Raw genomic sequence first — 22792 nt, forward strand, 5'->3', positions numbered from 1 at the left:
CGTGTCGTTATATATCACCGATGAATGCATCAATTGCGATGTATGCGAGCCGGTCTGTCCCAATGAGGCCATTTATATGGGGGAATTGATTTATGAGATTCACCCCAATTTATGTACCGAATGTGTCGGACATTTTGATGAGCCGCAGTGTCAATTATTCTGTCCAGTGGATTGTATTCCTCTTGATCCTGCGCATGCAGAATCACAAGAACAATTGCTGGAAAAATATAAAAAACTAATTGCGCAAAAAAACCTCAGCAATTAGTGCAGAACTTTGATAAGATTCGCCCCGAAGTGAGCTAGACGATCGCTGCTGTGTAGATCTTCGTGATTGAAACAGGGGAGGAAAGTCCGGGCTTCATAGGGCAGGGTGCCAGGTAACGCCTGGGCGGCGAAAGCCGACGGCAAGTGCAGCAGAGAGTAGACCGCCATCTTTGCAATCTCCTTTTTAAGGAGACCTAGAGAGATGGTAAGGGTGAAAGGGTGCGGTAAGAGCGCACCGCGTGTCTGGCAACAGTTCACGGCAAGGTAAACCCCACCAGAAGCAAGACCAAATAGGAATCCTGAGGCACGGCCCGTGCTGGATTCGGGTAGGTCGCTTGAGCGTACGAGTGATTGTACGCCTAGAGGAATGATCGTTCACGACAGAACCCGGCTTATCGGCTCACTTCACTAATTTTTTACAATTATTGTGTGATAATACTTGACTTGCTACTTGTTAGTGAAGATAATACGCGCACAGTTTTGGCTATGTAGCTCAGCTGGTTAGAGCACAGCACTCATAATGCTGGGGTCACAGGTTCAAATCCCGTCATAGCCACCATTTTCATAGGCCACGTTTTCTAAAAGACGTGGCCTTTTTTTATCTTTAGAATTTGTGGTGCTGCTAATTTATTCACATTGAATTGCACTGGCGGCTAATTTTACTTTGGGAAATTGCTGATCATACTGCTGTAAAATAGTGTGCTTTTTATCTGCACCAAAGATCAGCTCTTGCAATTGATTGATCTTATTTTCGCTGAGGTATTGGTGTGCGCAGTGCAGCGCAATTTGGTTTTGTGTGGCAAGCGCTAATTTTTGCTCTACTGGGATTTTGTCGATGTAATACAGTTGTTGTTGGGCTTTGCTGAGTTGCACCAAGCTTCTTTTTTGTTGCATGCTCAGCAGTTGCTGATGATTGATCCATTTGGCCACATCACGACGTACACCATTGTAATCGACAAACAGTGGTGAGATGACTTGACAGCCTGCACTGATACTTATAATTAGTCCCAGTGTGATTAATTTAAATGAGTTCATATTTGCTCGATTTCTTAAGATTTTTATGACTGCGATATTTAGAAAATATCATAGAGAGTAAATGCTGCAGTTAGGCTTGTGTTAATGCTTGTGTTAATGCTTGTGTTAATGCTTGTGCTATGGCGCTTGATAAAAGCAAAAGCAAAAGCAAAAGCAAAAGCAAAGCAAAAGTGGTTGTGGTGTGGTCTATTGTGGATTGTCATCAATTTTTAATTGAGTATAGCCAATGATAAAGCCATGAGCGTGAGACTCTTTATCAGCTCGTTTTTTTAAAATAAGATTAATGATCTCAATCATTTGAAATTTTGTTTTAAAAGTGGTTTATGTGAGTTTTTTATCCAGATCCTAATCAGTACCAAGACTTAATTTGCTGTGGTTGTTGCTAGATAAATCTTAAATATTCGGTAAAATCTTTATAATTGCTTAAACTCTGAACGTTCGACAGCCAAAGGGCTTGACGCTACGGGGTTAAATTTAGATAATGCGCACACTGTTTATGGCTATGTAGCTCAGCTGGTTAGAGCACAGCACTCATAATGCTGGGGTCACAGGTTCAAATCCCGTCATAGCCACCATTTTTATAGACCACGTTTTCTAAAAGACGTGGTCTTTTTTTTATGCTTTATATTTTATTAAATGAAAAACTTTAGGAATCACTATTGATCTTGCATGTATTGAGCGATGAATTGGTGGGTGCTAGCGCTGTAATAAAAAGGTGCGATGAGTCGTTTGAGAATATCATCTAATACACCCTGTTTTTCTAAGCTCTGTAAGGTATACGGTAAAAAACGCTGTGCTTCTTGTTGCAGGTCTTGTTCAGTAAGTCCGACTGATTGCAATAATTCTTGTAGTGGATAATCAGCAAAATAAGCATAAAACTCTGCTGCTACATCTAAAATTAGTTGCTGTAAATATTCACCTTGTCTTAACTGGCGCCATGTTTCATAGACCAGTACAAAGAATTCTTCAAAATCGATGGCTTGAAACTGAGAAAATATTTCTTGAAGTGTTTTGTGTTTAATATCGAGCCAAAGCTGCAGGATAATTTCAGTTAATTCAAGGTTGGGAAGTAAAATCAGTTGACCCAATTGTTTAATGAGGGCGTGCGCCAGTTGTTGTTCAAGTTTAAGTTCAATATTTTGCTGTTGATCTTGAATGAAGCTCAAAATTTGAGCCGCTATTCCACTGTGCGGTGTTTTTAATTTACGTAAGTGATCCAGCCAAGGCGTGTTGCTTTCTAGAATTTGATTGGCCAGTTGTAAGCTTATATAGTTAATGTGCGGATTGTGCGCTAAATTGGTTTGAATATAATGACGTAATTGATCTAATTCAACAATCTTGGAGAGCCATAATTCAAAAGACTCATCCGAGAACACTTGATTGATTTGCGTATCACTATTCACCGTGAGCTGATGAATCTTTTGTGCGCTCACGCCGATAAACTCTAAAAGTCCTGCACCTAGGTTTAATTCAAAAGCATATTTTTGAATGACTTGTTGTAATGCTGGAAGCTGAATAAAGTCTTTAAGTAAAATTTGATCTGAATAGAGATAAAGTTGATGAATAAACTGGTGTAAATAAGGATTGTTTGGCTCTGCCAATAATTGTTGTTTGATAAAGCGAGTTTGCTCAAGCATAAGCGCTTGAGCAAACTGTTGAGCAAGCTCGGCTTTAGACACCTGCAATCCAACCATTCATGATTGGGTAGCGACGTTCACGGGTAAAGGCGCGTGAACTAATACGTGGGCCAATGGCACCTTGACGACGTTTATATTCGTTGCGGTCTACCAGTTGAATCACTTTGGTTACCACATCTTTATCAAAGCCTTTGGCGATGATGTCATCTTGGCTCAGTTCTTCTTCAATATACAAATAAAGAATACCATCCAATACATCATACGCAGGTAAAGAGTCTTGGTCTTTCTGATCTGGACGCAGTTCAGCCGAAGGTGGGCGCGTAATCACACGTTCAGGAATGACAGGTGTTTCTGAGATGCTGTTACGATATTTTGCCAATTCAAAAACAATGGTTTTATACACATCTTTTAAGACGGCATAGCCACCAACCATATCGCCATACAGGGTGCAATAACCCACAGAAAGCTCTGATTTATTACCGGTTGAGAGAACCAAATTGCCAAATTTATTGGATAAGCCCATTAAAAGCGTACCGCGTGTGCGCGCTTGTAAGTTTTCTTCTGTGCTGTCTGCTGGACTATTGCCAAAGAAGGGATATAGGGTTTGCATGAAGCTGTTAACAATAGGATTAATTTCAGCAATACCAAAAGTGACGCCCATATTCTTGGCTTGAGCGGCAGCATCTTCAACACTGATTTGTGCAGTATAGGTATACGGCATCATGACAGCTTGAACTTTGTCTGCACCAATGGCATCTACCGCAATGGCCAGTGTTAATGCAGAGTCGATTCCACCGGATAAACCCAAAATCACGCCAGGGAAACCACAACCTTGGATGTAATCACGTGTCGCCATAACCAAAGCTTGATAAATTTCAGCCATGGTGTCTAATACTGGTGTAATTTCAGCCGTTTTATAATGCTTTTGAGTGGCATCATAATCGACGTAGTAGCTGCCTTCTTTAAAGCTGGGTGCTTGCAGGGCAACTTGGCCATCATTATTAATAACGAAACTGGTGCCATCAAAAATCAAATCATCTTGACCGCCGACTTGATTGACATACACCAAGCTGATATTAAGTTGCTTAGCTAGCTCGCTCATGGTGGTTACGCGGTGCTGCGGTTTGCCGACTTCGTAAGGCGAAGCGTTTAATACTAAAATAGTTTCAACATTAAGTTGAGAGAGCTGCTGTGCTGTGCTTAATGACCAGACATCTTCACAGATCAGTACACCAAATTTATGCCCTAAATATTCAAAAATCAGATGTTGATGACCTTCGCTAAAGTAGCGTTTTTCATCAAACACACTGTGATTAGGCAGGTTTTGTTTGTTATAAATACCCAGTACTTGTCCGTCTTTCATGACTGCTGCGGAGTTGTAGCGCTGAGCATCTTCAGTTTGATGAACAAAGCCAAAAACCAAAACAATATCTTTAACCGCGCTTAGGGCTTTAAAGGCTTGTTCCATGCGTTTGTTGAGGCTTGGGCGCAACAACAAATCTTCTGCAGGGTAGCCTAAAGTTGAAAGCTCGGGGAAGATAATTAAATCAGCTTTTTGTTGTTTAGCTTGATTGATTTGCTCAAGCATTTTTTGCACATTTACTTCGATATTGCCAATCTGCGGAGAGAGCTGCGCAAGAGCAATTTTAAAACTTTTCATTCCAACTTAATCCTATACCTATAGGGACATACACAGACTTCTGATTTATTATGGCTATCGGCTCAACGCTGTGTACGTAACGACAAACAAATAGAAATATTAATAAATAATTAGCAATTCAGTACTATATACGAATTGCAGCATCTGTTGAGAGAAAAACAGAAAAAAATCCAGATTTAGGCAAGACTTAAGCAAGAGCACAATGGAAATCGAGACCAATAAATGCTAAAAATAAAGCGTGCTTGCAGCGTAACAGGACAGGGTTAATGAAGTGGATTGCTCGGAGTTTAAGTCATGTATTTGAAGTACACAGTCGCCAATTAACTTTGGGCGAAAAGCAGCTGGCTGAGTCTGTTTTTGGTACCCATTTGCAACTGGATAAGATTAAAATTATTGCGCATCGTTTGGTGCTTAAAAATTATGCCATTAGTCCAAACGGTAATATTTATTTTCATCCTGCCAGTTGGAGCAAGGATTTTTCAAAACTGTCTTTGGTTAAGCAAGCTTGGTTGATTCACGAGTTGACCCATGTCTGGCAACTTCAGCAAGGATTGGCTGTGGTGCGTAAAGCATTGTTTGATCGTCAATATCATTACGTGATGCAGCAAGGCAAGTTATTTTTGCATTATGGCATTGAGCAGCAGGCACAAATGGTACAAGACTATTTTATTAGGAAGTCACAGGGTCAGCAGTGTCAGGCCTATGAAGCCTGTATTCCATTTTTAGCTCAAAAACAGCAGCGAACGTAGAATAATTATGCATACTAAGCCTTACTTGTTTTAAGAATAAAAAACCACCTTAAAAGGTGGTTTTTTTATTGACGTTATTGCGTGAGCAATTAACGACCTTGGATGTCACGTTGCACTTCACCTGTGTAAAGTTGGCGTGGACGACCAATTTTGTAAGGACCGCTGTGCATTTCTAACCAATGGCTGATCCAGCCCACGGTACGTGCAAGTGCGAAAATTACAGTAAACATTTCAGTCGGAATACCAATCGCTTTAAGAATGATACCTGAGTAGAAATCTACGTTTGGATAAAGATTGCGCTTAATGAAGTATTCGTCAGACAACGCAATACGTTCAAGTTCCATCGCCAATGCAAGTTGTGGATCGTCGATGCCAAGTGCAGCAAGAACTTCATCACAGGTTTCTTTCATGACTTTAGCGCGTGGATCGAAGTTTTTATAAACACGATGACCGAAGCCCATCAGTTTAACTTCTTTAGTTTTTACTTTTTCCATGAACTCAGCAACATTTTCTACAGAGCCGATTTCATCGAGCATCTTCAGAACAGCTTCGTTCGCGCCGCCGTGAGCAGGGCCCCAAAGTGCAGAAATACCCGCAGCAATACATGCATAAGGATTTGCACCAGTAGAACCCGCTAAGCGTACTGTTGACGTAGACGCATTTTGTTCATGGTCAGCATGTAGCGTAAAGATACGATCCATTGCTTTAGCAAGAATTGGGTCAACTTTATAATCTTTGTCTGCAGGAGTTGCAAACATCATATATAGGAAGTTTTCAGCGTAGCTTAAATCGTTACGTGGATAAACGAAAGGTTGACCCACGGTGTATTTATAGCTCCACGCAGCAAGCGTAGGAACTTTAGCAATTAAGCGAATTGCTGTAATTTCACGATGATTGACATCTTCGATATCAAGATTGTTGTGATAGAACGCAGAAAGTGCGCCAACCACACCCACCATGATGGCCATTGGATGCGCATCACGACGGAAACCATTAAAGAAGCGACTGACTTGATCGTGAACCATGGTGTGGTTACGAACTTTAGCATCAAATTCTGTTTTTTGTTCAGCAGTTGGAAGTTCGCCATTTAGCAATAAATAGCAAGTTTCTAAATAATCTGCTTTGGTTGCAAGTTGGTCGATCGGATAACCGCGATGTAAAAGAACACCTTTATTACCATCGATGAATGTGATTTTTGATTCACATGCAGCCGTTGCCATAAAACCCGGATCAAAAGTAAAGTGACCTGCGGCCAATATATCTTTAACGTCGATTACATCTGGGCCCAATGTGCCGCTGTGAATTGGTAATTCAATTTCTTTGCCATCAAGCTGTAAAACGGCTTTTTTGCCAGTTGCTTCAGACATTCAATAGATCTCCTGTCCCGGTGAATGTTTTATCCGACTCGTGGTACTCATCTTTTAAGCGCGAATCAGACAGATCAAAAATTTGCTATAAGATTAGTAAGTACTGAAATTTTGTCAATTATACTTATGGATAAAATGACACTTGCGCAGAGCTTGGGTCAAGAATACTCCAATATGTAAGTTAAGGATAATTGCAGCACCGACACCGTATAATAAGACATATTGTTGTGAAGTGGCAGAAAAAAATATACCTACGCTTATAATTATAAGCAAACTTTAACGGTTAAAAGCTCTGTCACTTGCGTATTTCTTAATTGAGCGGGTGCAGTAAATTATTATAATCGCTATGGCTTGTAAGGGTTCTATTTTTTATCTGCGACTTTGGTATTCAGGATTAAAAGCAAAAACCCGATCATAAAAGTAGTGCTGTTTGGTTAAAAATTAATTCATTCATCTGAGCTGCGGTGTTGGTTTTTTAAGCTTTTTGCCATGAGAGGGTAGTGTTTAAGGTTATTAATTTTCCTGAGTGATTTTTCTCAAAGCGTTTTTTGTTCGCTAAGTGGTTATTTCATTTCATGATATTGGTCTGATTTATCTTGAATAAATACTGTATATTTATTTAAAAAATAATGAATCATATTTTTGTTTGTACTAAATCAAGAAAATCAATAATTAACAGTTAATAAAGCAGAATTATTTATCTTTAGTCTAAATAAATAAATTTAATTATTGCGATGGAAAAAAGCCCATCTGATTCTCTTTTTATCAATATAAAACAAGGTGCTGTGCTGCTTTATTACAATGCCTTTTAAGTGTTAAAACCTGTGCTTTTGCTTGAATGATTCTCATTTGATGGTTTTTTATTAAAAAGCTAAATGTGATTGTTTGTGTTTTAATAATTAGCGTTTTATAATTCATTGTCGTTTTAATTTTAGACAGTGCTAGATATAGCAACGGCCTAAAAATGCTAGCTTTCCTTCGAATTAATTCCAACAAACTCCGGATGGAGTTTTTACTTACAGGATGCCCGCTGTGAAAAGCAACAGACCTGTCAATTTGTCCATGGGTCAAGTTTTAGAAGTAAACTTAAAATCCCCTGTGGCTATTGCATCAATTCTACACCGTCTATCTGGTGTCATCGTATTTTTACTCGTACCGGTACTTTTGTGGCTTTTAGACAAATCCTTGTCTTCTGCGGAAGGTTTTGCACAAGTGCAAGCCATCTTTGGTAGCTTCATCGTGCGCTTTATCGTATGGGTATTTGTAGCTGGCTTAATTTTCCACTTTATCGCAGGTGTTAGACATTTAATTGCTGACATGGGCGTGGCAGAAGAGCTACAAAGTGGTCGAATCGCAGCTACTATTTCATTGATCTTGTCTGCAATCGGTATTATTGCAGCATTTGTATGGATTGTTCTCTAATGAAAAGTGCTACAGGTTTAACGGGTTCAGGTACTCGCGATTGGTTCCTCCAACGCGTGAGCGCTGTGATCCTTGCTGTTTATACTGTTGTGGTCTTTGGTTGGATTCTTCTTAATGGTGGATTTAACTATGAACAGTGGTTTGGCTTTATGATGACATTACCAATGAAGGTTTTATCTTTATTGGCGGTCTTATCTCTTGTTGCACACGCGTGGATTGGCATGTGGCAAGTATTCACAGATTATGTGACTACACGTCAAATGGGTCCTTCGGCTTCAGGCTTACGTTTGGTGCTAACATCAGCAGTCATTATTGCTGTATTTGCATATGCAATCTGGGCAATCCAGATTTTTTGGGCGAATTGATAGGAAAATATCATGGGCGCAATAACCCCTAAAGAAGATTATACAAACATTGAACACCTCACTTTTGATGCAGTTATCGTCGGTGGTGGTGGTTCGGGTATGCGTGCTTCATATCAACTTGCTCAAGCAGGTTTGAATGTTGCAGTGCTTACCAAAGTATTTCCAACACGTTCGCACACTGTGGCGGCGCAAGGTGGTATCGGTGCATCGCTTGGTAATATGCAAGAAGATAACTGGCACTACCATTTTTATGACACAGTAAAAGGCGGTGACTGGTTAAGTGATCAGGACGCTTGTGAATTTATGTGTCGTGAAGCACCAAAAGTGGTGTATGAATTAGAACACATGGGTATGCCGTTTGACCGTAACGCCGATGGTACAATTTACCAACGTCCGTTTGGTGGTCACTCTGCAAACTATGGTGAAAAACCAGTTCCACGTGCATGTGCTGCAGCCGACCGTACAGGTCATGCTTTACTGCATACGCTATATCAAAGTAACGTGAAAATGGGTACCCAGTTTTACGTAGAATGGATCGCACTTGATCTTATTCGTGACGAAAATGGTGATGTGCTGGGTGTAACCGCAATTGACCAAGAAACCGGTAAAATTGCAGTATTCCAAGCCAAAGCAACTTTGTTTGCAACTGGCGGTGCGGGTCGTGTTTACCGTGCATCAACCAATGCCTATATCAATACTGGTGACGGTTTGGGTATGGCGGCGCGTTCAGGTATTCCATTACAAGATATGGAATTCTGGCAGTTCCACCCAACAGGTGTGGCTGGCGCTGGAGTATTGTTAACCGAAGGTTGTCGTGGTGAGGGTGCAATCCTTCGCAACAAAGATGGCGAACCATTCATGGAACGCTATGCACCAACCTTAAAAGACTTGGCGCCACGTGATTTCGTATCACGTTCAATGGACCAAGAAATTAAAGAAGGTCGTGGTTGTGGCCCTAAAGGTGATCATATCTTATTAGATATGACGCATTTGGGTGCAGATACCATTATGAAGCGTTTGCCTTCAGTGTTTGAAATTGGTAAAAAATTCGCCAACGTCGATATCACCAAAGAGCCAATTCCAGTGGTACCAACCATTCATTATCAAATGGGTGGTATTCCGACCAATATTCATGGTCAAGTGGTTGTGCCTGCAACAGCAGAAACCATTCCTTTACAAGCAGGTTATGATCCAGTAACGGATACGTATACCACCAACAATACCGATCGTGATTATGTAAAACCAGTTAAAGGGTTTTATGCAATTGGCGAGTGTTCTTGTGTATCTGTTCATGGTGCAAACCGTTTAGGGACCAACTCCTTGCTTGACTTGGTGGTATTTGGTAAAGCTGCCGGTGAACACATCATTGATTATGTGACTAAACATCACGGTGATGACTATACCCCAGTTCCACATAATGCCTTGGTCAACACCATGAAGCGTATGAATCATTTAGATGATTCAACTTCGGGTGAAAATGCACAAGATGTTGCTGATGCCATTCGTGACATCGTTCAAGACCATGCGGGTGTATTCCGTACACAAGCATTGTTGGATGAAGGTGTAAAACAAATTCTTGCCATTGAACCGCGTGTTCGTAACATTCATTTAAAAGACAAATCTAAAGTCTTTAATACCGCGCGTATTGAAGCGTTAGAAGTAGAAAATCTATATGAAGTGGCTAAAGCGACTTTGATTTCTGCTGCTGCACGTAAAGAATGTCGTGGTGCGCATACTGTAGTTGACTATGAGTTGCCTGCAGATCATCCGACATACTCGTATGGTCGTCGTGATGATGAATGGATGAAGCATACGTTGTGGTATTCATCAGACAATCGTCTTGAATATAAGCCAGTACGTTACAGACCATTGACTGTAGACGCTATTGAACCTAAACCACGCACATTCTAATTGGGAGACTTAAGATGAGTAGAGGTATCCGTACATTTCATATCTACCGCTATGATCCTGATAAGGATAAAGCACCGTACATGCAGACGTTTAAACTAGAGTTAAACGATAAGCATCGTATGTTGCTTGATGCGTTGTTGGCATTAAAACTTCAAGATGAAACTTTGACGTTCCGCCGTTCATGTCGTGAAGGGATTTGTGGTTCGGATGGGGTGAACATTAACGGTAAAAATGGTTTGGCATGTTTGTGGAATCTCAACGATTTACCAAACGAGATTACCATTCGTCCGTTACCTGGTTTACCTGTGGTCAGAGACTTGGTTGTAGATATGAATCAGTTCTACGATCAATACTATAAAATTCAACCATTCTTGATTAATAATCAGCCAGCGCCTGCTAAGGAACGTTTACAGTCTCCTGAAGAGCGTGAGCACTTAAATGGTCTGTATGAGTGTATTTTATGTGCATGTTGTTCAACATCATGCCCATCATTTTGGTGGAATCCAGATAAATTCTTGGGTCCAGCGGCATTGTTAAACTCATATCGCTTTATTATTGACTCGCGTGACACCGCCACACAAGATCGTTTATCACGTTTAGATGATCCGTTCTCCTTATTCCGTTGTAAAGGAATTATGAACTGTGTTGCAGTATGTCCTAAAGGTCTTAATCCAACAAAAGCAATCGGTCACATCCGTAATTTGTTGTTAGATCAAGCTGGTTAATCTTATTTTTTCAAAAAAAGCCTGCCAAATGTGGTGGGCTTTTTTTATGCCTTAGTTTATTGGATGGTGATTTTTAACCATAAAGCCGAGTATAGCGTAACGAGATAAATTTGAATTTTTGATCAAAAGTAGAAAAAGTGTGCGAGTGCAAATTGCAGAGCGCTTTATATTGTTGTGTTGTTGTTTTATTTCTTAAATTCAGCGGTTAATCAGCGGACTGAGTCTGCAAGGCTGGCATTAAAATGTTATCATGTAACACGAATGAAGGGGGCCAGTTTAAATATTGCGCTCTCTTTTATTGTATGTGCGGTGCAGGGTGTAGGACTATGGTCTACATTGAATCTGAATTGCAGATAAAGCACCATAGCTGAAGTGGAAATCTTATCTATGTATTTCGCTGGTTTATAGGAGGTATGTGTCAAAAAAATCAAGTGTAACAAAAGAACATGTTACGATTTAACACAGTGTTATATGTAGAAAAACTATTGGTTTGCGTACAATTTTTCAACATTTGGCTGCTGTAGAAGGTTTATAAATAGGAAAGAAGTCGTTTTAGTAAAATTAATGCATCGCGTTGTTTTTTCTAAGTCGATTTTGCAAAAAATTGCTCGATTTGGGTCGAGTATTTTAATGAATGGTGATGCCGCTGAGGGGCGTTATGATTCATTGTTCACATTGGGTTCGTCCTGATGTAGTGATAACGCCCGCTGGCTTATGCCTTATGGGGGATTAGTGTCATATTACCAATTTGACATTATTAATCATGGGTTCGCTTAACAAGCATCCTGAAATGTTTTGCAATAGGAAATGGGTCCACAAATGCAAGAAGTTGCTGACGCACTGCGTCTTGACACTGAACTTTCCGCTGACAGTGCAGCGTATATTGAAGAACTTTATGAGCATTATTTGACGTCACCAGATTCTGTAGGATCAGACTGGCGCGAATATTTCGATAAATTCCCTAAAGGTGATCAACCACATAGCAATGTACGTGAGCAATTCCTTTTATTAGGTCGCAATTCAAGCCGCGTTCAATCTGTTGTTCAAAGTAGCGTAAGTTCTGAACATGGACGTCGTCAAATTGGCGTTTTACAGCTGATTGCTGCTTATCGTAATCGTGGTCATCAAAAAGCAAAATTAGATCCATTGGGTTTGGCTAAACGTGAAGACGTGCCAGATTTAGATCTTGCTTCACACGGTTTGACCAAATCGGATTTAGACACGGTATTTAATGCCGGTAATCTAGCGCTGGGTAAAACGGATGCGACTTTAGGCGAAATGGTTGATGCCATGGAAGCAACGTATTGTGCTTCGATTGGTGTTGAGTACATGCATATTGTTGATACCAAAGAAAAACGTTGGATTCAGCAGCGCCTAGAAGGAACGCGTGGTCAGTTTGGCTTTACCGCTGAACAAAAGAAACATGTCTTAGAGCGCTTAACCGCAGCTGAAGGTCTAGAAAAATTCCTTGGCAATAAGTATGTAGGTGCAAAGCGTTTTGGTGTGGAAGGCGGTGAGTCTTTCATTCCAATGGTCAACGAACTGATTCAACGTGCAGGTTCTGTGGGTTGTAAAGAAGTTGTGATTGGCATGCCACACCGTGGCCGTTTAAATTTACTTGTAAACATTATGGGCAAAAACCCAGCTGATTTATTCGGTGAGTTTGAAGGTAAGTCAATTCATAAAAAAGGCTCTGGTGACGTTAAGTATCATCAAGGTTTTTCTTCAAACGTTATGACACCGGGTGGCGAAGTACACTTGGCATTGGCGTTTAATCCATCACATTTAGAAATTGTTGGACCGGTTGTTGAAGGTTCGGTACGTGCACGCCAAGTTCGTCGTAAAGACATCGGTGGTGATGACGTATTGCCAATTATCGTACATGGTGATGCCGCATTTGCAGGGCAAGGCGTAAACCAAGAAACCTTCCAAATGTCACAAACACGTGGTTATACGGTAGGTGGTACAGTTCATATTGTGGTGAATAACCAAGTTGGTTTTACCACTTCTGATCCGCGTGATGCGCGCTCTACTGAATACTGTACTGATATTGCAAAAATGATTCAGGCGCCTATCTTCCATGTCAATGGTGATGATCCTGAAGCGGTATTGTTTGTATCACAGTTGGCACATGATTTCCGCCATACCTTCCGTAAAGATGTCGTGATTGATATGTTCTGCTATCGTCGCCGTGGTCATAACGAAGCGGATGAGCCAGCAGCAACACAGCCTATGATGTATCAAGTGATCAACAAAAAAGCCACGACTCGTACGCTTTATGCCGATCAATTGATTCAACAGAAAGTATTAGATCGTTCTTCAGCTGATGCCATGGTTGAAAATTACCGTGCCGATCTAGAAGCCGGTAAACACGTGGCCAATGCTTTGGTGCTTGAACCAAACGAAAAAATGTTTGTCGATTGGAAGCCTTATTTAGGTCATGACTATACCGATATTTGGGATACTACTTTCCCGATTGAGCGCTTAAAAGAACTGGGCACGAAAATGCGTCAGCTTCCTGAAGGCTTTGTGATGCAGCGTCAGGTCTCTAAAGTGATTGATGATCGCTTGAAAATGCAGACTGGTGAAATGCCACTTAACTGGGGTGCTGCAGAAGTTTTAGCCTATGCCACCATTCTGGATGAGGGTTATTTGGTTCGCTTAACTGGTGAAGATGTCGGTCGTGGTACGTTCTCACATCGTCATGCCAAACTGCACAATCAAGTGGATGGTTCTGTTTATATTCCACTGTGTCATATTAAAGAAAATCAACCACGTACTGCAATTTATGACTCATTGTTGTCAGAGATGGCTGTGTTGGCCTTTGAATATGGTTATGCCACAACTTTACCAAAAAGCTTAATTATTTGGGAAGCTCAATTCGGTGATTTCGCCAACTGTGCGCAAGTGGTGATTGATCAGTTCATCGCATCAGGCGAAACCAAATGGGAGCGCGTATGTGGTTTAACCATGTTGCTTCCACATGGTTATGAAGGTCAAGGCCCTGAACATTCATCTGCACGTTTAGAACGTTTCTTACAGCTGTGTGCTGAAGACAATATGCAAGTGATTACACCGACCACGCCAGCGCAAATTTTCCATGCGATGCGTCGTCAAGCGATTCGTCCAATTCGTAAGCCAATGATCATCACTTCGCCGAAGTCGTTACTTCGTCACAAACTTGCAACCTCTACATTAGAAGAACTTGCAACCGGTACATTCCAGACCGTGATTGATGAAGTGGATCAAATCAACAAAGCTGACGTTACGCGTCTGGTGCTTTGTGGTGGTAAAGTTTATTACGATTTGCTTGAAAAACGTCGCGCAGAAGAACTCAATAACACTGCTGTAGTTCGTATTGAACAGTTATATCCGTACCCAGAACAACGTATTGCTGAAGTACTTGCTTCTTATCCAAATGTAAAAGAAATTGTTTGGGCACAAGAAGAGCCGAAAAACCAAGGGGCTTGGTTATTTATCGCACCACGTTTATATGACGATGTGATGAAAGCGGCGAAACAAGTTCGTATCAGTTACGCAGGTCGTCCAGCTTCTGCTGCACCGGCTTGTGGTTCACCTTATTTGCATGCAAAACAACAGGCTCAGCTCGTCAATGACGCATTAGCGATTGCAGCTGAACAATCATCAGGAGATTCTCAATAATGGCAACCGAAATTAAAGCACCGGTATTCCCAGAGTCAGTTGCTGACGGTACGATTGCAACTTGGCACAAACAACCGGGTGAAGCTGTATCACGCGACGAAGTGATCTGTGATATCGAAACCGACAAAGTTGTTTTAGAAGTTGTGGCTCCTGCTGACGGTACGATCGCATCAATCCTTAAAGGTGAAGGCGAAACTGTACTTTCTGATGAAGTGATTGCGCAATTTGAAGCGGGTGCTGTCTCTGGCGCCGCTCAAACGCAAGCCGTTCTGTCTGAAGAACAAGTTGAACAAGCATCCTCGCAAACTGAAGCAGGTGCTGCACCTGTGGTTGAGCGTGCACAAGCGGTATCTGATCAAGCGCCGGCAGTACGTAAAGCTTTAACTGAAACTGGCATTCCTGCTGGTGATGTTTCAGGTACTGGTCGTGGTGGTCGTATCACCAAAGAAGATGTGGTTAATCATCAAACTAAACCAGCTGCTCCTGCGGCTGCGCCATTGACTGCGACTGTGGGTGAGCGTATTGAAAAACGCGTTCCAATGACACGTCTACGTAAACGTGTTGCTGAACGTCTGCTTTCTGCGACACAAAATACAGCAATGTTGACGACGTTTAACGAAGTGAACATGAAACCTGTGATGGAGATGCGTAAGCAATTTAAAGACGCATTTGAAAAACGTCATGGCGCACGTTTAGGCTTTATGTCTTTCTTTGTGAAAGCTGTCACTGAAGCGCTTAAACGTTATCCTGCTGTAAATGCTTCTATCGATGGCGATGATATTGTTTATCATGGTTACTACGATATTGGTGTTGCAGTATCTTCTGAGCGTGGTTTAGTGGTGCCTGTTCTTCGTGATACAGACCGCATGAACTATGCTGAAGTTGAATCAGGTATTGGCGCATATGCTGCAAAAGCACGTGAAGGTAAATTATCGATTGAAGAGATGACTGGCGGTACGTTTACCATTACTAATGGTGGTACTTTTGGTTCATTGCTTTCAACGCCAATTTTGAACCAACCTCAAACAGCTATTTTGGGTATGCATAAAATCCAAGAACGCCCTATGGCGGTAAATGGTCAAGTTGTAATCTTGCCAATGATGTATTTAGCGCTGTCTTATGACCATCGTATGATTGATGGTAAAGAAGCGGTTGGTTTCTTGGTAACAGTGAAAGAGCTGTTAGAAGAACCAGCTAAACTCATTCTTGATCTTTAATACTTACCATTTAAATATACCAAGATAGAGCGATCCTCTATCTTGGAACTTGGAGATAAAAAATGTCTCAACAGTTCGATTTAGTTGTTATTGGCGGTGGACCAGGTGGTTATGAAGCGGCAATTCGTGCAGCTCAACTTGGTTTTAAAGTTGCGTGTATTGAAAAACGTATTCATAAGGGCGCACCTGCTTTAGGTGGAACTTGCTTAAACGTGGGTTGTATCCCATCAAAAGCTTTACTTGATTCTTCACATCGTTATGAAGATACCGTTCAGCACTTGGCTGTACATGGTATTTCAACCGGTGAAGTGTCTTTTGATTTGTCGACCATGCAAGCGCGTAAAGACAAAGTGGTTGAGCAGTTAACCGGTGGTGTCGCGCAGTTATTGAAAGGTAACGGCATTGAATGGTTACAAGGTACGGGTAAATTACTTGCGGGTAAAAAAGTTGAATTCACGCCATTTGAAGGTGAAGCACAAGTTTTAGAACCTAAATATGTGATTTTAGCCACCGGTTCTGTGCCAATCAATATTCCAGTAGCGCCAGTAGATCAGGACTTAATCGTCGATTCGACCGGTGCTCTTGAGTTTGCTGAAGTACCAAAGCGTTTAGGCGTGATTGGTGCCGGCGTGATTGGTCTTGAGTTAGGTTCAGTTTGGCGTCGTTTGGGTTCGGAAGTTGTCGTATTTGAAGCCATGGATGCATTCTTGCCGATGGCAGATAAAGCATTGGCCAAAGACTTTCAAAAACTATTAACCAAGCAAGGTATGGATATTCGTATCGGTGCAAAAGTTGCTGGTGCTGAAGTGAATGGTCGCGAAGTCAACGTTCAATACACGCAAGGTGGCGAAGACAAAACCGCAACTTTCGATAAATTGATTGTTTGTGTCGGTCGCCGTGCTTATGCTGAAGGCTTATTGAGCGATGATTCGGGCATTAAATTGACTGAACGTGGTTTGATTGACGTGAATGATTACTGTGCAACGTCTGTAGATGGTGTTTATGCCATTGGTGACTTGGTGCGCGGTCCAATGCTTGCGCATAAAGCAATGGAAGAAGGCGTGATGGCTGCTGAACGTATTCACGGGCATGCAGCACAAGTCAACTATGACACTATTATTAGTGTGATTTATACGCATCCTGAAGCAGCTTGGGTCGGTTTGACCGAACAGCAAGCCATTGATAAAGGTCATGAAGTAAAATCCGGTCAATTCGGTTTTGCTGTGAATGGTCGTGCTTTGGCAGCGGGTGAAGGTGCAGGTTTTGTGAAGTTTGTTGCTGATGCGAAAACTGATCGTTTACTTGGTATGCATGTGGTTGGACCTGCGGCATCTGACATCGTACATCAAGGAATGATTGCACTTGAGTTTGTATCTTCTATTGAAGATTTACAACTAATGACCTTTGCACATCCGACTTTCTCTGAAGTAGTCCACGAAGCTGCTCTGGCAGTAGATGGCCGAGCGATTCACGCGATACAGCGTAAACGTAAATAATACGAAAAGAGCGACTTAGGTCGCTCTTTTTACATTTGGTGGTTGTTTTTATTGGAATAATCATCTAAAAATAAAGATAACGATTTAAAAAAATATCAATACTGCTTTGACGGATGTCTGGGTATTGGGTGTTCATAACCAATTGAAGAAGTAAGAAAAGGTTATTCAATGAATTTACATGAGTATCAAGCAAAAGCGTTATTAAAAAAATATGGTATGCCGGTTCAAGAAGGTGTGCTTGCCACCAATGCTGAAGAAGCAGTATCTGCTTTTGAGCAACTGGGCGGTAAGTTTGCGGTGATGAAAGCACAGGTTCACGCCGGCGGCCGTGGTAAAGCAGGTGGGGTAAAGGTGGCGAAGTCAGCGCAGGAAGCTGCTGATTATGCTAATCAAATTCTTGGTACACGTTTAGTGACCTATCAAACTGATGCCAATGGACAGCCTGTAAATAGTATTTTGGTGTGTGAGGATGTTTATCCCGTAGAGCGTGAGCTTTATTTGGGTGCAGTGGTTGATCGCTCAAGTCGCCGTGTGACATTCATGGCATCCACTGAAGGTGGAGTTGAAATTGAAAAAGTTGCAGAAGAAACGCCAGAAAAAATTATTAAAGTAGAAGTCGATCCTCTGGTGGGATTAATGCCGTTTCAAGCACGTGAAGTGGCCTTTGCCTTGCATTTAAAAGATGCGCAAATTAATCAATTTGTGACTATTATGACGGCTGCTTATCAAGCCTTTATTGAAAATGATTTTGCTTTGTTTGAAATTAATCCACTTTCAGTACGTGAAAATGGAGAAATTTTATGTGTCGATGCCAAAATTGGTATTGATTCCAATGCGCTGTATCGTTTACCTAACATCGCTGCATTACGTGATAAATCTCAAGAAAACGAACGTGAATTAAAAGCGTCAGAATTTGATTTAAACTATGTTGCTCTAGAAGGCAACATTGGCTGTATGGTCAACGGTGCAGGCCTTGCCATGGCCACCATGGATATTATTAAACTGTATGGTGGTCAGCCAGCCAACTTCCTCGATGTGGGCGGCGGCGCGACCAAAGAGCGGGTGATTGAAGCATTTAAAATTATTTTAGCGGATAGCTCTGTGCAAGGTGTATTGATTAATATTTTCGGTGGAATTGTACGCTGTGACATGATTGCCGAAGCCATTATTGCCGCGGTTCAAGAAGTGAATGTTACTGTGCCTGTCGTGGTTCGTTTAGAAGGCAATAATGCGGAATTAGGCGCAAAATTACTGGATGAATCAGGTCTAAAATTAATTTCTGCTCAAGGCCTTGCTGATGCCGCAGAAAAAATTGTTGCTGCAGTGAAAGGGTGAGGGAGTATCAATCATGAGCGTATTAGTTAATAAAAACACCAAAGTATTGGTACAAGGCTTCACCGGTAAAAATGGTACTTTTCACTCAGAACAAGCCATTGCTTATGGCACAAAAGTAGTCGGTGGTGTAACACCGGGTAAAGGTGGGCAAAGTCATTTAAACCTTCCAGTATTTAACACCATGCAAGAGGCTGTCAGAGAGACTGCTGCCGATGCCACTGTGATTTATGTGCCGGCACCGTTTGTATTGGATTCAATTGTTGAAGCTGTAGACTCTGGCATTGCGCTGATTGTGGTCATCACCGAAGGTGTACCAACCTTGGATATGCTTAAAGCCAAGCGTTATCTTGAAACTTGCGGTCAAGGTACACGTCTGATTGGTCCCAACTGTCCGGGGATTATCACACCAGGTGAATGTAAGATTGGGATTATGCCGGGTCATATTCATCAACCGGGTAAAATTGGTATTATCTCGCGTTCAGGTACACTTACTTATGAAGCAGTGGCACAAACCACTAAATTAGGCTTGGGGCAGTCCACCTGTATTGGAATTGGCGGTGATCCAATTCCGGGCATGAATCAGATTGACTGCTTAAAATTATTCCAAGAAGATCCGCAAACTGAAGCGATCATTATGATTGGTGAAATTGGCGGTACGGCAGAAGAAGAAGCAGCAGAGTATATCCAAGCCCATGTAACCAAACCAGTGGTGGGATATATTGCGGGCGTCACTGCACCCAAAGGTAAGCGTATGGGGCATGCCGGTGCAATTATTTCAGGCGGTAAAGGTACGGCGGAAGAAAAATTTGCCGCTTTTGAAAAAGCGGGTATGACTTATACCCGTAGCCCAGCAGAACTGGGATCGACCATGTTGCAGTTATTAAAAGATCAAGGTTTAATGTAATAATCATCTAAATACGATCGAAAAATTTGCACTCTATAGACTTAAATTTTAAGTTTTATGAGTGCATTTTTATGCTTGAAATTTAGCGATGATGCATTAATTCATTCTAGTAAAAGAGAAATAGGTTCTCTGAATTTAAAATAAACAACTTAAAATGACTATGCATAAAATTTAATTTTGATGATTTTTCGCGCTGTGCAAAGATTATTTTTACGTGATGTACTACTTGTTGATTGAAATAGAACAAGCTCAACAGCACATTTGAGGTAATTTACTCAAAGTGATAATCTATATTCAAGTTTCTGATAAGGAGTTGTTTATTGGATAGACTTATTTGATTGAAAATGTAATATTAAGCTAGCTAAATTGATCAAAATATAGGCTATGATTGTATTTCGAGTTATGTATTTAAATAAAGTGATTAATATCACATTTAAAAATAAAAATATGAAATAAATGACAATATTTAACGAATTATGTTCATTTGTAGTACATTTTTGATTACAATAGCACCATTGATAATAACGAATGCAGAATATTTTAATTATGAAATTAAATTTTAATAAACTTACGTTGTCATGTGGAACACTACTATTTTCAACCTTATTACATGCAGAATTGATATTTCCAGACACCGATTCGATTGATCAACAGCGTGAAAAAACGGTTATTTTAATCAAACAAGGGCAAGTCGATGTCGGTTTAGAAAAACTTAGACAGCTTTTAAGCTTGCAACCGAATCATCAAAAACTGATTGCCGACTTTGTGGTTTTGTCATATGCCGCACATGCGTTTACTGAATCCGATATTTCCTACTTAAGCAACATTCAGCCCACTCAATTTCCTCAATACGGTAAAGTGAGTGTGGTAAAAGCACTGCGCGACTTAAAACAATTTGCCTTGGCTGAGCAGTATGCCAAGCAATTTTACGCCATCGACCGTGATCCGAATTGGCAAGTCTTGATTGGGGTATTACAAGCAGAATCTGGTCAAAAAATCGTGGCTAAGAAAACCTTAGCTACGCTGAATCCTGAACAAATTGACGCAGATTATTTGGCGCAATTGTCATATGCCTATCGCATATTAGATATGCCCATTGAAGCCTTAACCACCGCAGAGTTGGCTGTTCAAAAAAGAGCTGATCTGAGCACGCAAGAACAGTATGTGCTGGCCTTAATGGTGAATGCAGAGCATGACAAGGCTGAACGCTATATTGAAAGCAAAGGCTTGAATAATCAGCTTAAATATTTAGTTCAAATTAATCAATTCTCGATTCGTATTCAAAACGCTATTCAGTATTATCGAATATCGACCTACAGAGACCCCTACAATTCACCCTATTTAAAATTAGATCAAGTGCTTACGGATATGGCCGCATTTGAAGCCGAATTGCCGCAGGATGCGAAGATTCGTCGTCAGTTCTATTATGAATATATGTATGCCTTGAATGCTCGAAATCGCTCTGATCAGGTGTTGGCGCAGATTCCCAAAATAGGACTGCGTATTGCTGAGATGCCGGCATATGTGCGACACGCGATTGGCGATGCTTATCTTAAAACTCAGCAGCCTCAATTGGCTGAAGTGCAATACCTCAGTCTGTTAAGTGAAAAAAATTACGCAGACTTTAAAGTTTATTCAAGCCTGTATTACGCATTAATCGAACAAGAAAAATTTAATCAAGCCAATCAACTTATTCTGGCGATGGATAAATTACTGCCGACTTTTCGCTATAGCAGTGCAAAAGGTGTCGATCGGGCCACTCACGATGATCGCAGTGAATATTTAAGTCTAGTGGGATTGAACTATGCTTATCGCAATGAGCATGCCAAAGCCGAAAAATATTTTCAAGATTTGGTCGCTAAGGCTCCGAATAATGTCGGTTATCAGAATAATTTGGCCTTAATTCAGCGCTGGCGTGAAAAACCACAACGTTCAGAGTGGACACTGGCGCAGTGGAATGGAATTGAACCGGTTGATCAAGCCACCAGTTTGAATCATTTGTTGAATATGCAAGCCATGACCAATATTGCTGAATGGCGCAAAATGAATGATTTGTTGCAACCTATTATGGCGGACGATACTGGCATGATTAAAAGCCGTAAAGAGCTAGCCGATCGTAATCACGCATCTATTCAGCATCAGAGTACTTTTTCTAGAAGTAAATCAGATAACACTGATTTGCTGAATCTTTTAAAAGGCAGTCGAGAGCAGGAAAATACGACGCGAATCAACAGTCCATGGTTTGATGATAATTTTCGTGCCTATGCCGAGCATCACAATCGCTCAGCACGATATCAAGAGGGCAATATTGATGATCAGCGCATTGGCCTAGGACTAGAATGGCAAGCCAATCGTCAGGCTGCCAGCATCGCTGTGGCACAAAGTACGGATGGCGATCGTTTTGGTGTGCAATTAAATTGGTCGCAATGGCTCAATGATCATTGGCAATATGTATTGGGTTTCACCAGTCAGGCCGATATTCCTTTACAGGCCTTGGCACAAGGCTATGAAGGTAAAGCCTATGCGGCTGGGCTCAATTGGCAAGCCAACGAATCGACCAAAGCCGGTGCAGCTTATCAGTTGACCGATATTGATGATGGCAATAAACGTAAAGAATATTCAGCTTACTTCCAGCAACGCATTTATCAGTCACCGCATCATATTACCAGTGCCAGTTTAACGGGTTATTACGGTCAAAATGATGATGTGCCGGTAAGTTATTTTAATCCAGAAAAAAGTCACAGTGTGGAGCTGACTTTAGAGCACGATTGGATGACATGGCGCAATTATGAGCGACATTTTAATCAGCATTTTGCCGCAACCATTGGTAGTTTTGGTCAAGAGGGATATTCCTCAAAACCTGTTTATAACGTGTTGTACCAACATGAGTGGCAACTTTCTCGGACTTGGAACTTAAATTATGGTCTAGGTTGGGGCACTCATCCGTATGACGGTGAAGATGAAAAGAGAACATATGCAATGGTTGGTTTTGAGGGGCGTTTCTAATGAAATTATTATTAAAAAATCTATTAGCCGTATGTG

Annotated in this window: 16 protein-coding genes, 2 tRNA genes and 1 other RNA gene; 15 read left to right on the forward strand and 4 right to left on the reverse strand. The window is 41.2% G+C overall.

Annotation, left to right across the window (positions count from 1 at the left end):
• Window position 1 precedes the first annotated feature (1 nt).
• The 3 genes from SE27_RS05335 (at window position 2) to SE27_RS05345 (ending at window position 823) form a co-directional block, all read left to right on the forward strand.
• Complete coding sequence (locus SE27_RS05335) at window positions 2-265, forward strand: YfhL family 4Fe-4S dicluster ferredoxin (protein WP_039621521.1); 264 nt, start codon at window positions 2-4, stop codon at window positions 263-265.
• A 26-nt stretch (window positions 266-291) separates the two neighbouring features.
• An RNA gene (gene rnpB / locus SE27_RS13555) (RNase P RNA component class A) lies at window positions 292-675 on the forward strand.
• Between the two features lie 71 nt (window positions 676-746).
• Window positions 747-823: transfer RNA gene (locus SE27_RS05345), tRNA-Met, on the forward strand.
• Window positions 824-891: 68 nt separating this feature from the next.
• Here SE27_RS05345 and SE27_RS05350 read toward each other — a convergent pair.
• The gene (locus SE27_RS05350; protein WP_039621524.1) at window positions 892-1299 is read right to left on the reverse strand and encodes a hypothetical protein; all 408 of its coding nucleotides are present in this window, start codon (window positions 1297-1299) and stop codon (window positions 892-894) included.
• Between the two features lie 498 nt (window positions 1300-1797).
• On the opposite strand from SE27_RS05350, the gene SE27_RS05355 reads away from it, so the two are divergent.
• Window positions 1798-1874: transfer RNA gene (locus SE27_RS05355), tRNA-Met, on the forward strand.
• An 81-nt stretch (window positions 1875-1955) separates the two neighbouring features.
• On the opposite strand, the gene SE27_RS05360 is transcribed toward SE27_RS05355, so the two are convergent.
• Window positions 1956-2978 (reverse strand): hypothetical protein, encoded by a 1023-nt coding sequence (locus SE27_RS05360; RefSeq protein WP_227504627.1) that lies wholly within the window; start codon window positions 2976-2978, stop codon window positions 1956-1958.
• Window positions 2971-4596 carry an NAD+ synthase gene (locus SE27_RS05365; RefSeq protein ID WP_039621528.1) on the reverse strand — a complete coding sequence of 542 codons (1626 nt, stop codon included), beginning with the start codon at window positions 4594-4596 and terminating at the stop codon, window positions 2971-2973. Before SE27_RS05365 ends, SE27_RS05360 begins: the two co-directional genes overlap by 8 nt.
• Before the next feature lie 266 nt (window positions 4597-4862).
• On the opposite strand from SE27_RS05365, the gene SE27_RS05370 reads away from it, so the two are divergent.
• Window positions 4863-5345 (forward strand): hypothetical protein, encoded by a 483-nt coding sequence (locus tag SE27_RS05370; protein WP_039621530.1) that lies wholly within the window; start codon window positions 4863-4865, stop codon window positions 5343-5345.
• 89 nt (window positions 5346-5434) lie between these two features.
• Here the strand turns inward: SE27_RS05370 and gltA are convergent, their stop codons facing one another.
• Window positions 5435-6712, reverse strand: a complete 1278-nt coding sequence (gltA, locus tag SE27_RS05375; RefSeq protein WP_039621531.1) for a citrate synthase — start codon at window positions 6710-6712, stop codon at window positions 5435-5437.
• A 1023-nt stretch (window positions 6713-7735) separates the two neighbouring features.
• On the opposite strand from gltA, the gene sdhC reads away from it, so the two are divergent.
• The 10 genes from sdhC (at window position 7736) to pgaA (ending at window position 22756) form a co-directional block, all read left to right on the forward strand.
• Entirely contained in the window at window positions 7736-8134 is a 399-nt protein-coding gene (gene sdhC / locus SE27_RS05380; protein ID WP_039621533.1) for a succinate dehydrogenase, cytochrome b556 subunit, read from the forward strand.
• Entirely contained in the window at window positions 8134-8499 is a 366-nt protein-coding gene (gene sdhD / locus SE27_RS05385) for a succinate dehydrogenase, hydrophobic membrane anchor protein (protein ID WP_039621535.1), read from the forward strand. The genes sdhC and sdhD overlap by 1 nt, the downstream gene beginning before the upstream one ends.
• A 12-nt stretch (window positions 8500-8511) precedes the next feature.
• On the forward strand, window positions 8512-10410 hold the full coding sequence (locus SE27_RS05390; protein WP_039621537.1) for an FAD-binding protein: 1899 nt from the start codon (window positions 8512-8514) through the stop codon (window positions 10408-10410).
• A gap of 14 nt (window positions 10411-10424) precedes the next feature.
• Window positions 10425-11135, forward strand: coding sequence for a succinate dehydrogenase iron-sulfur subunit (locus tag SE27_RS05395; protein WP_039621539.1), 711 nt, complete (start codon window positions 10425-10427; stop codon window positions 11133-11135).
• Window positions 11136-11954: 819 nt separating this feature from the next.
• A complete protein-coding gene (locus SE27_RS05400) occupies window positions 11955-14798 on the forward strand; it encodes a 2-oxoglutarate dehydrogenase E1 component (protein WP_039623824.1) in 2844 nt (947 codons plus the stop codon).
• On the forward strand, window positions 14798-16015 hold the full coding sequence (odhB, locus tag SE27_RS05405; protein ID WP_039621540.1) for a 2-oxoglutarate dehydrogenase complex dihydrolipoyllysine-residue succinyltransferase: 1218 nt from the start codon (window positions 14798-14800) through the stop codon (window positions 16013-16015). The genes SE27_RS05400 and odhB overlap by 1 nt, the downstream gene beginning before the upstream one ends.
• A gap of 62 nt (window positions 16016-16077) precedes the next feature.
• Entirely contained in the window at window positions 16078-17511 is a 1434-nt protein-coding gene (gene lpdA / locus SE27_RS05410) for a dihydrolipoyl dehydrogenase (RefSeq protein ID WP_039621542.1), read from the forward strand.
• A 168-nt stretch (window positions 17512-17679) separates the two neighbouring features.
• On the forward strand, window positions 17680-18846 hold the full coding sequence (gene sucC, locus SE27_RS05415; RefSeq protein WP_039621544.1) for an ADP-forming succinate--CoA ligase subunit beta: 1167 nt from the start codon (window positions 17680-17682) through the stop codon (window positions 18844-18846).
• A 13-nt stretch (window positions 18847-18859) separates the two neighbouring features.
• A complete protein-coding gene (gene sucD, locus SE27_RS05420) occupies window positions 18860-19750 on the forward strand; it encodes a succinate--CoA ligase subunit alpha (RefSeq protein ID WP_039621546.1) in 891 nt (296 codons plus the stop codon).
• 546 nt (window positions 19751-20296) lie between these two features.
• Window positions 20297-22756 carry a poly-beta-1,6 N-acetyl-D-glucosamine export porin PgaA gene (gene pgaA / locus SE27_RS05425; RefSeq protein ID WP_052251748.1) on the forward strand — a complete coding sequence of 820 codons (2460 nt, stop codon included), beginning with the start codon at window positions 20297-20299 and terminating at the stop codon, window positions 22754-22756.
• The last annotated feature ends 36 nt before the right edge of the window (window positions 22757-22792 follow it).

Origin of the sequence: Acinetobacter harbinensis (assembly GCF_000816495.1) — a bacterium.
In the GTDB taxonomy this organism is placed as follows: Bacteria; Pseudomonadota; Gammaproteobacteria; order Pseudomonadales; family Moraxellaceae; genus Acinetobacter; species Acinetobacter harbinensis.

What these genes read in the sequence shown, in the direction of transcription:
- odhB (WP_039621540.1), top strand. Translation starts at nt 14,798, where the DNA reads ATGGCAACCGAAATTAAAGCACCGGTATTCCCAGAGTCAGTTGCTGAC.
- sucC (WP_039621544.1), top strand. Translation starts at nt 17,680, where the DNA reads ATGAATTTACATGAGTATCAAGCAAAAGCGTTATTAAAAAAATATGGT.
- SE27_RS05395 (WP_039621539.1), top strand. Translation starts at nt 10,425, where the DNA reads ATGAGTAGAGGTATCCGTACATTTCATATCTACCGCTATGATCCTGAT.
- SE27_RS05350 (WP_039621524.1), bottom strand. Translation starts at nt 1,299, where the DNA reads ATGAACTCATTTAAATTAATCACACTGGGACTAATTATAAGTATCAGT.
- sucD (WP_039621546.1), top strand. Translation starts at nt 18,860, where the DNA reads ATGAGCGTATTAGTTAATAAAAACACCAAAGTATTGGTACAAGGCTTC.
- SE27_RS05365 (WP_039621528.1), bottom strand. Translation starts at nt 4,596, where the DNA reads ATGAAAAGTTTTAAAATTGCTCTTGCGCAGCTCTCTCCGCAGATTGGC.
- pgaA (WP_052251748.1), top strand. Translation starts at nt 20,297, where the DNA reads ATGAAATTAAATTTTAATAAACTTACGTTGTCATGTGGAACACTACTA.
- SE27_RS05390 (WP_039621537.1), top strand. Translation starts at nt 8,512, where the DNA reads ATGGGCGCAATAACCCCTAAAGAAGATTATACAAACATTGAACACCTC.
- sdhD (WP_039621535.1), top strand. Translation starts at nt 8,134, where the DNA reads ATGAAAAGTGCTACAGGTTTAACGGGTTCAGGTACTCGCGATTGGTTC.
- SE27_RS05370 (WP_039621530.1), top strand. Translation starts at nt 4,863, where the DNA reads ATGAAGTGGATTGCTCGGAGTTTAAGTCATGTATTTGAAGTACACAGT.
- lpdA (WP_039621542.1), top strand. Translation starts at nt 16,078, where the DNA reads ATGTCTCAACAGTTCGATTTAGTTGTTATTGGCGGTGGACCAGGTGGT.
- gltA (WP_039621531.1), bottom strand. Translation starts at nt 6,712, where the DNA reads ATGTCTGAAGCAACTGGCAAAAAAGCCGTTTTACAGCTTGATGGCAAA.
- SE27_RS05400 (WP_039623824.1), top strand. Translation starts at nt 11,955, where the DNA reads ATGCAAGAAGTTGCTGACGCACTGCGTCTTGACACTGAACTTTCCGCT.
- sdhC (WP_039621533.1), top strand. Translation starts at nt 7,736, where the DNA reads ATGCCCGCTGTGAAAAGCAACAGACCTGTCAATTTGTCCATGGGTCAA.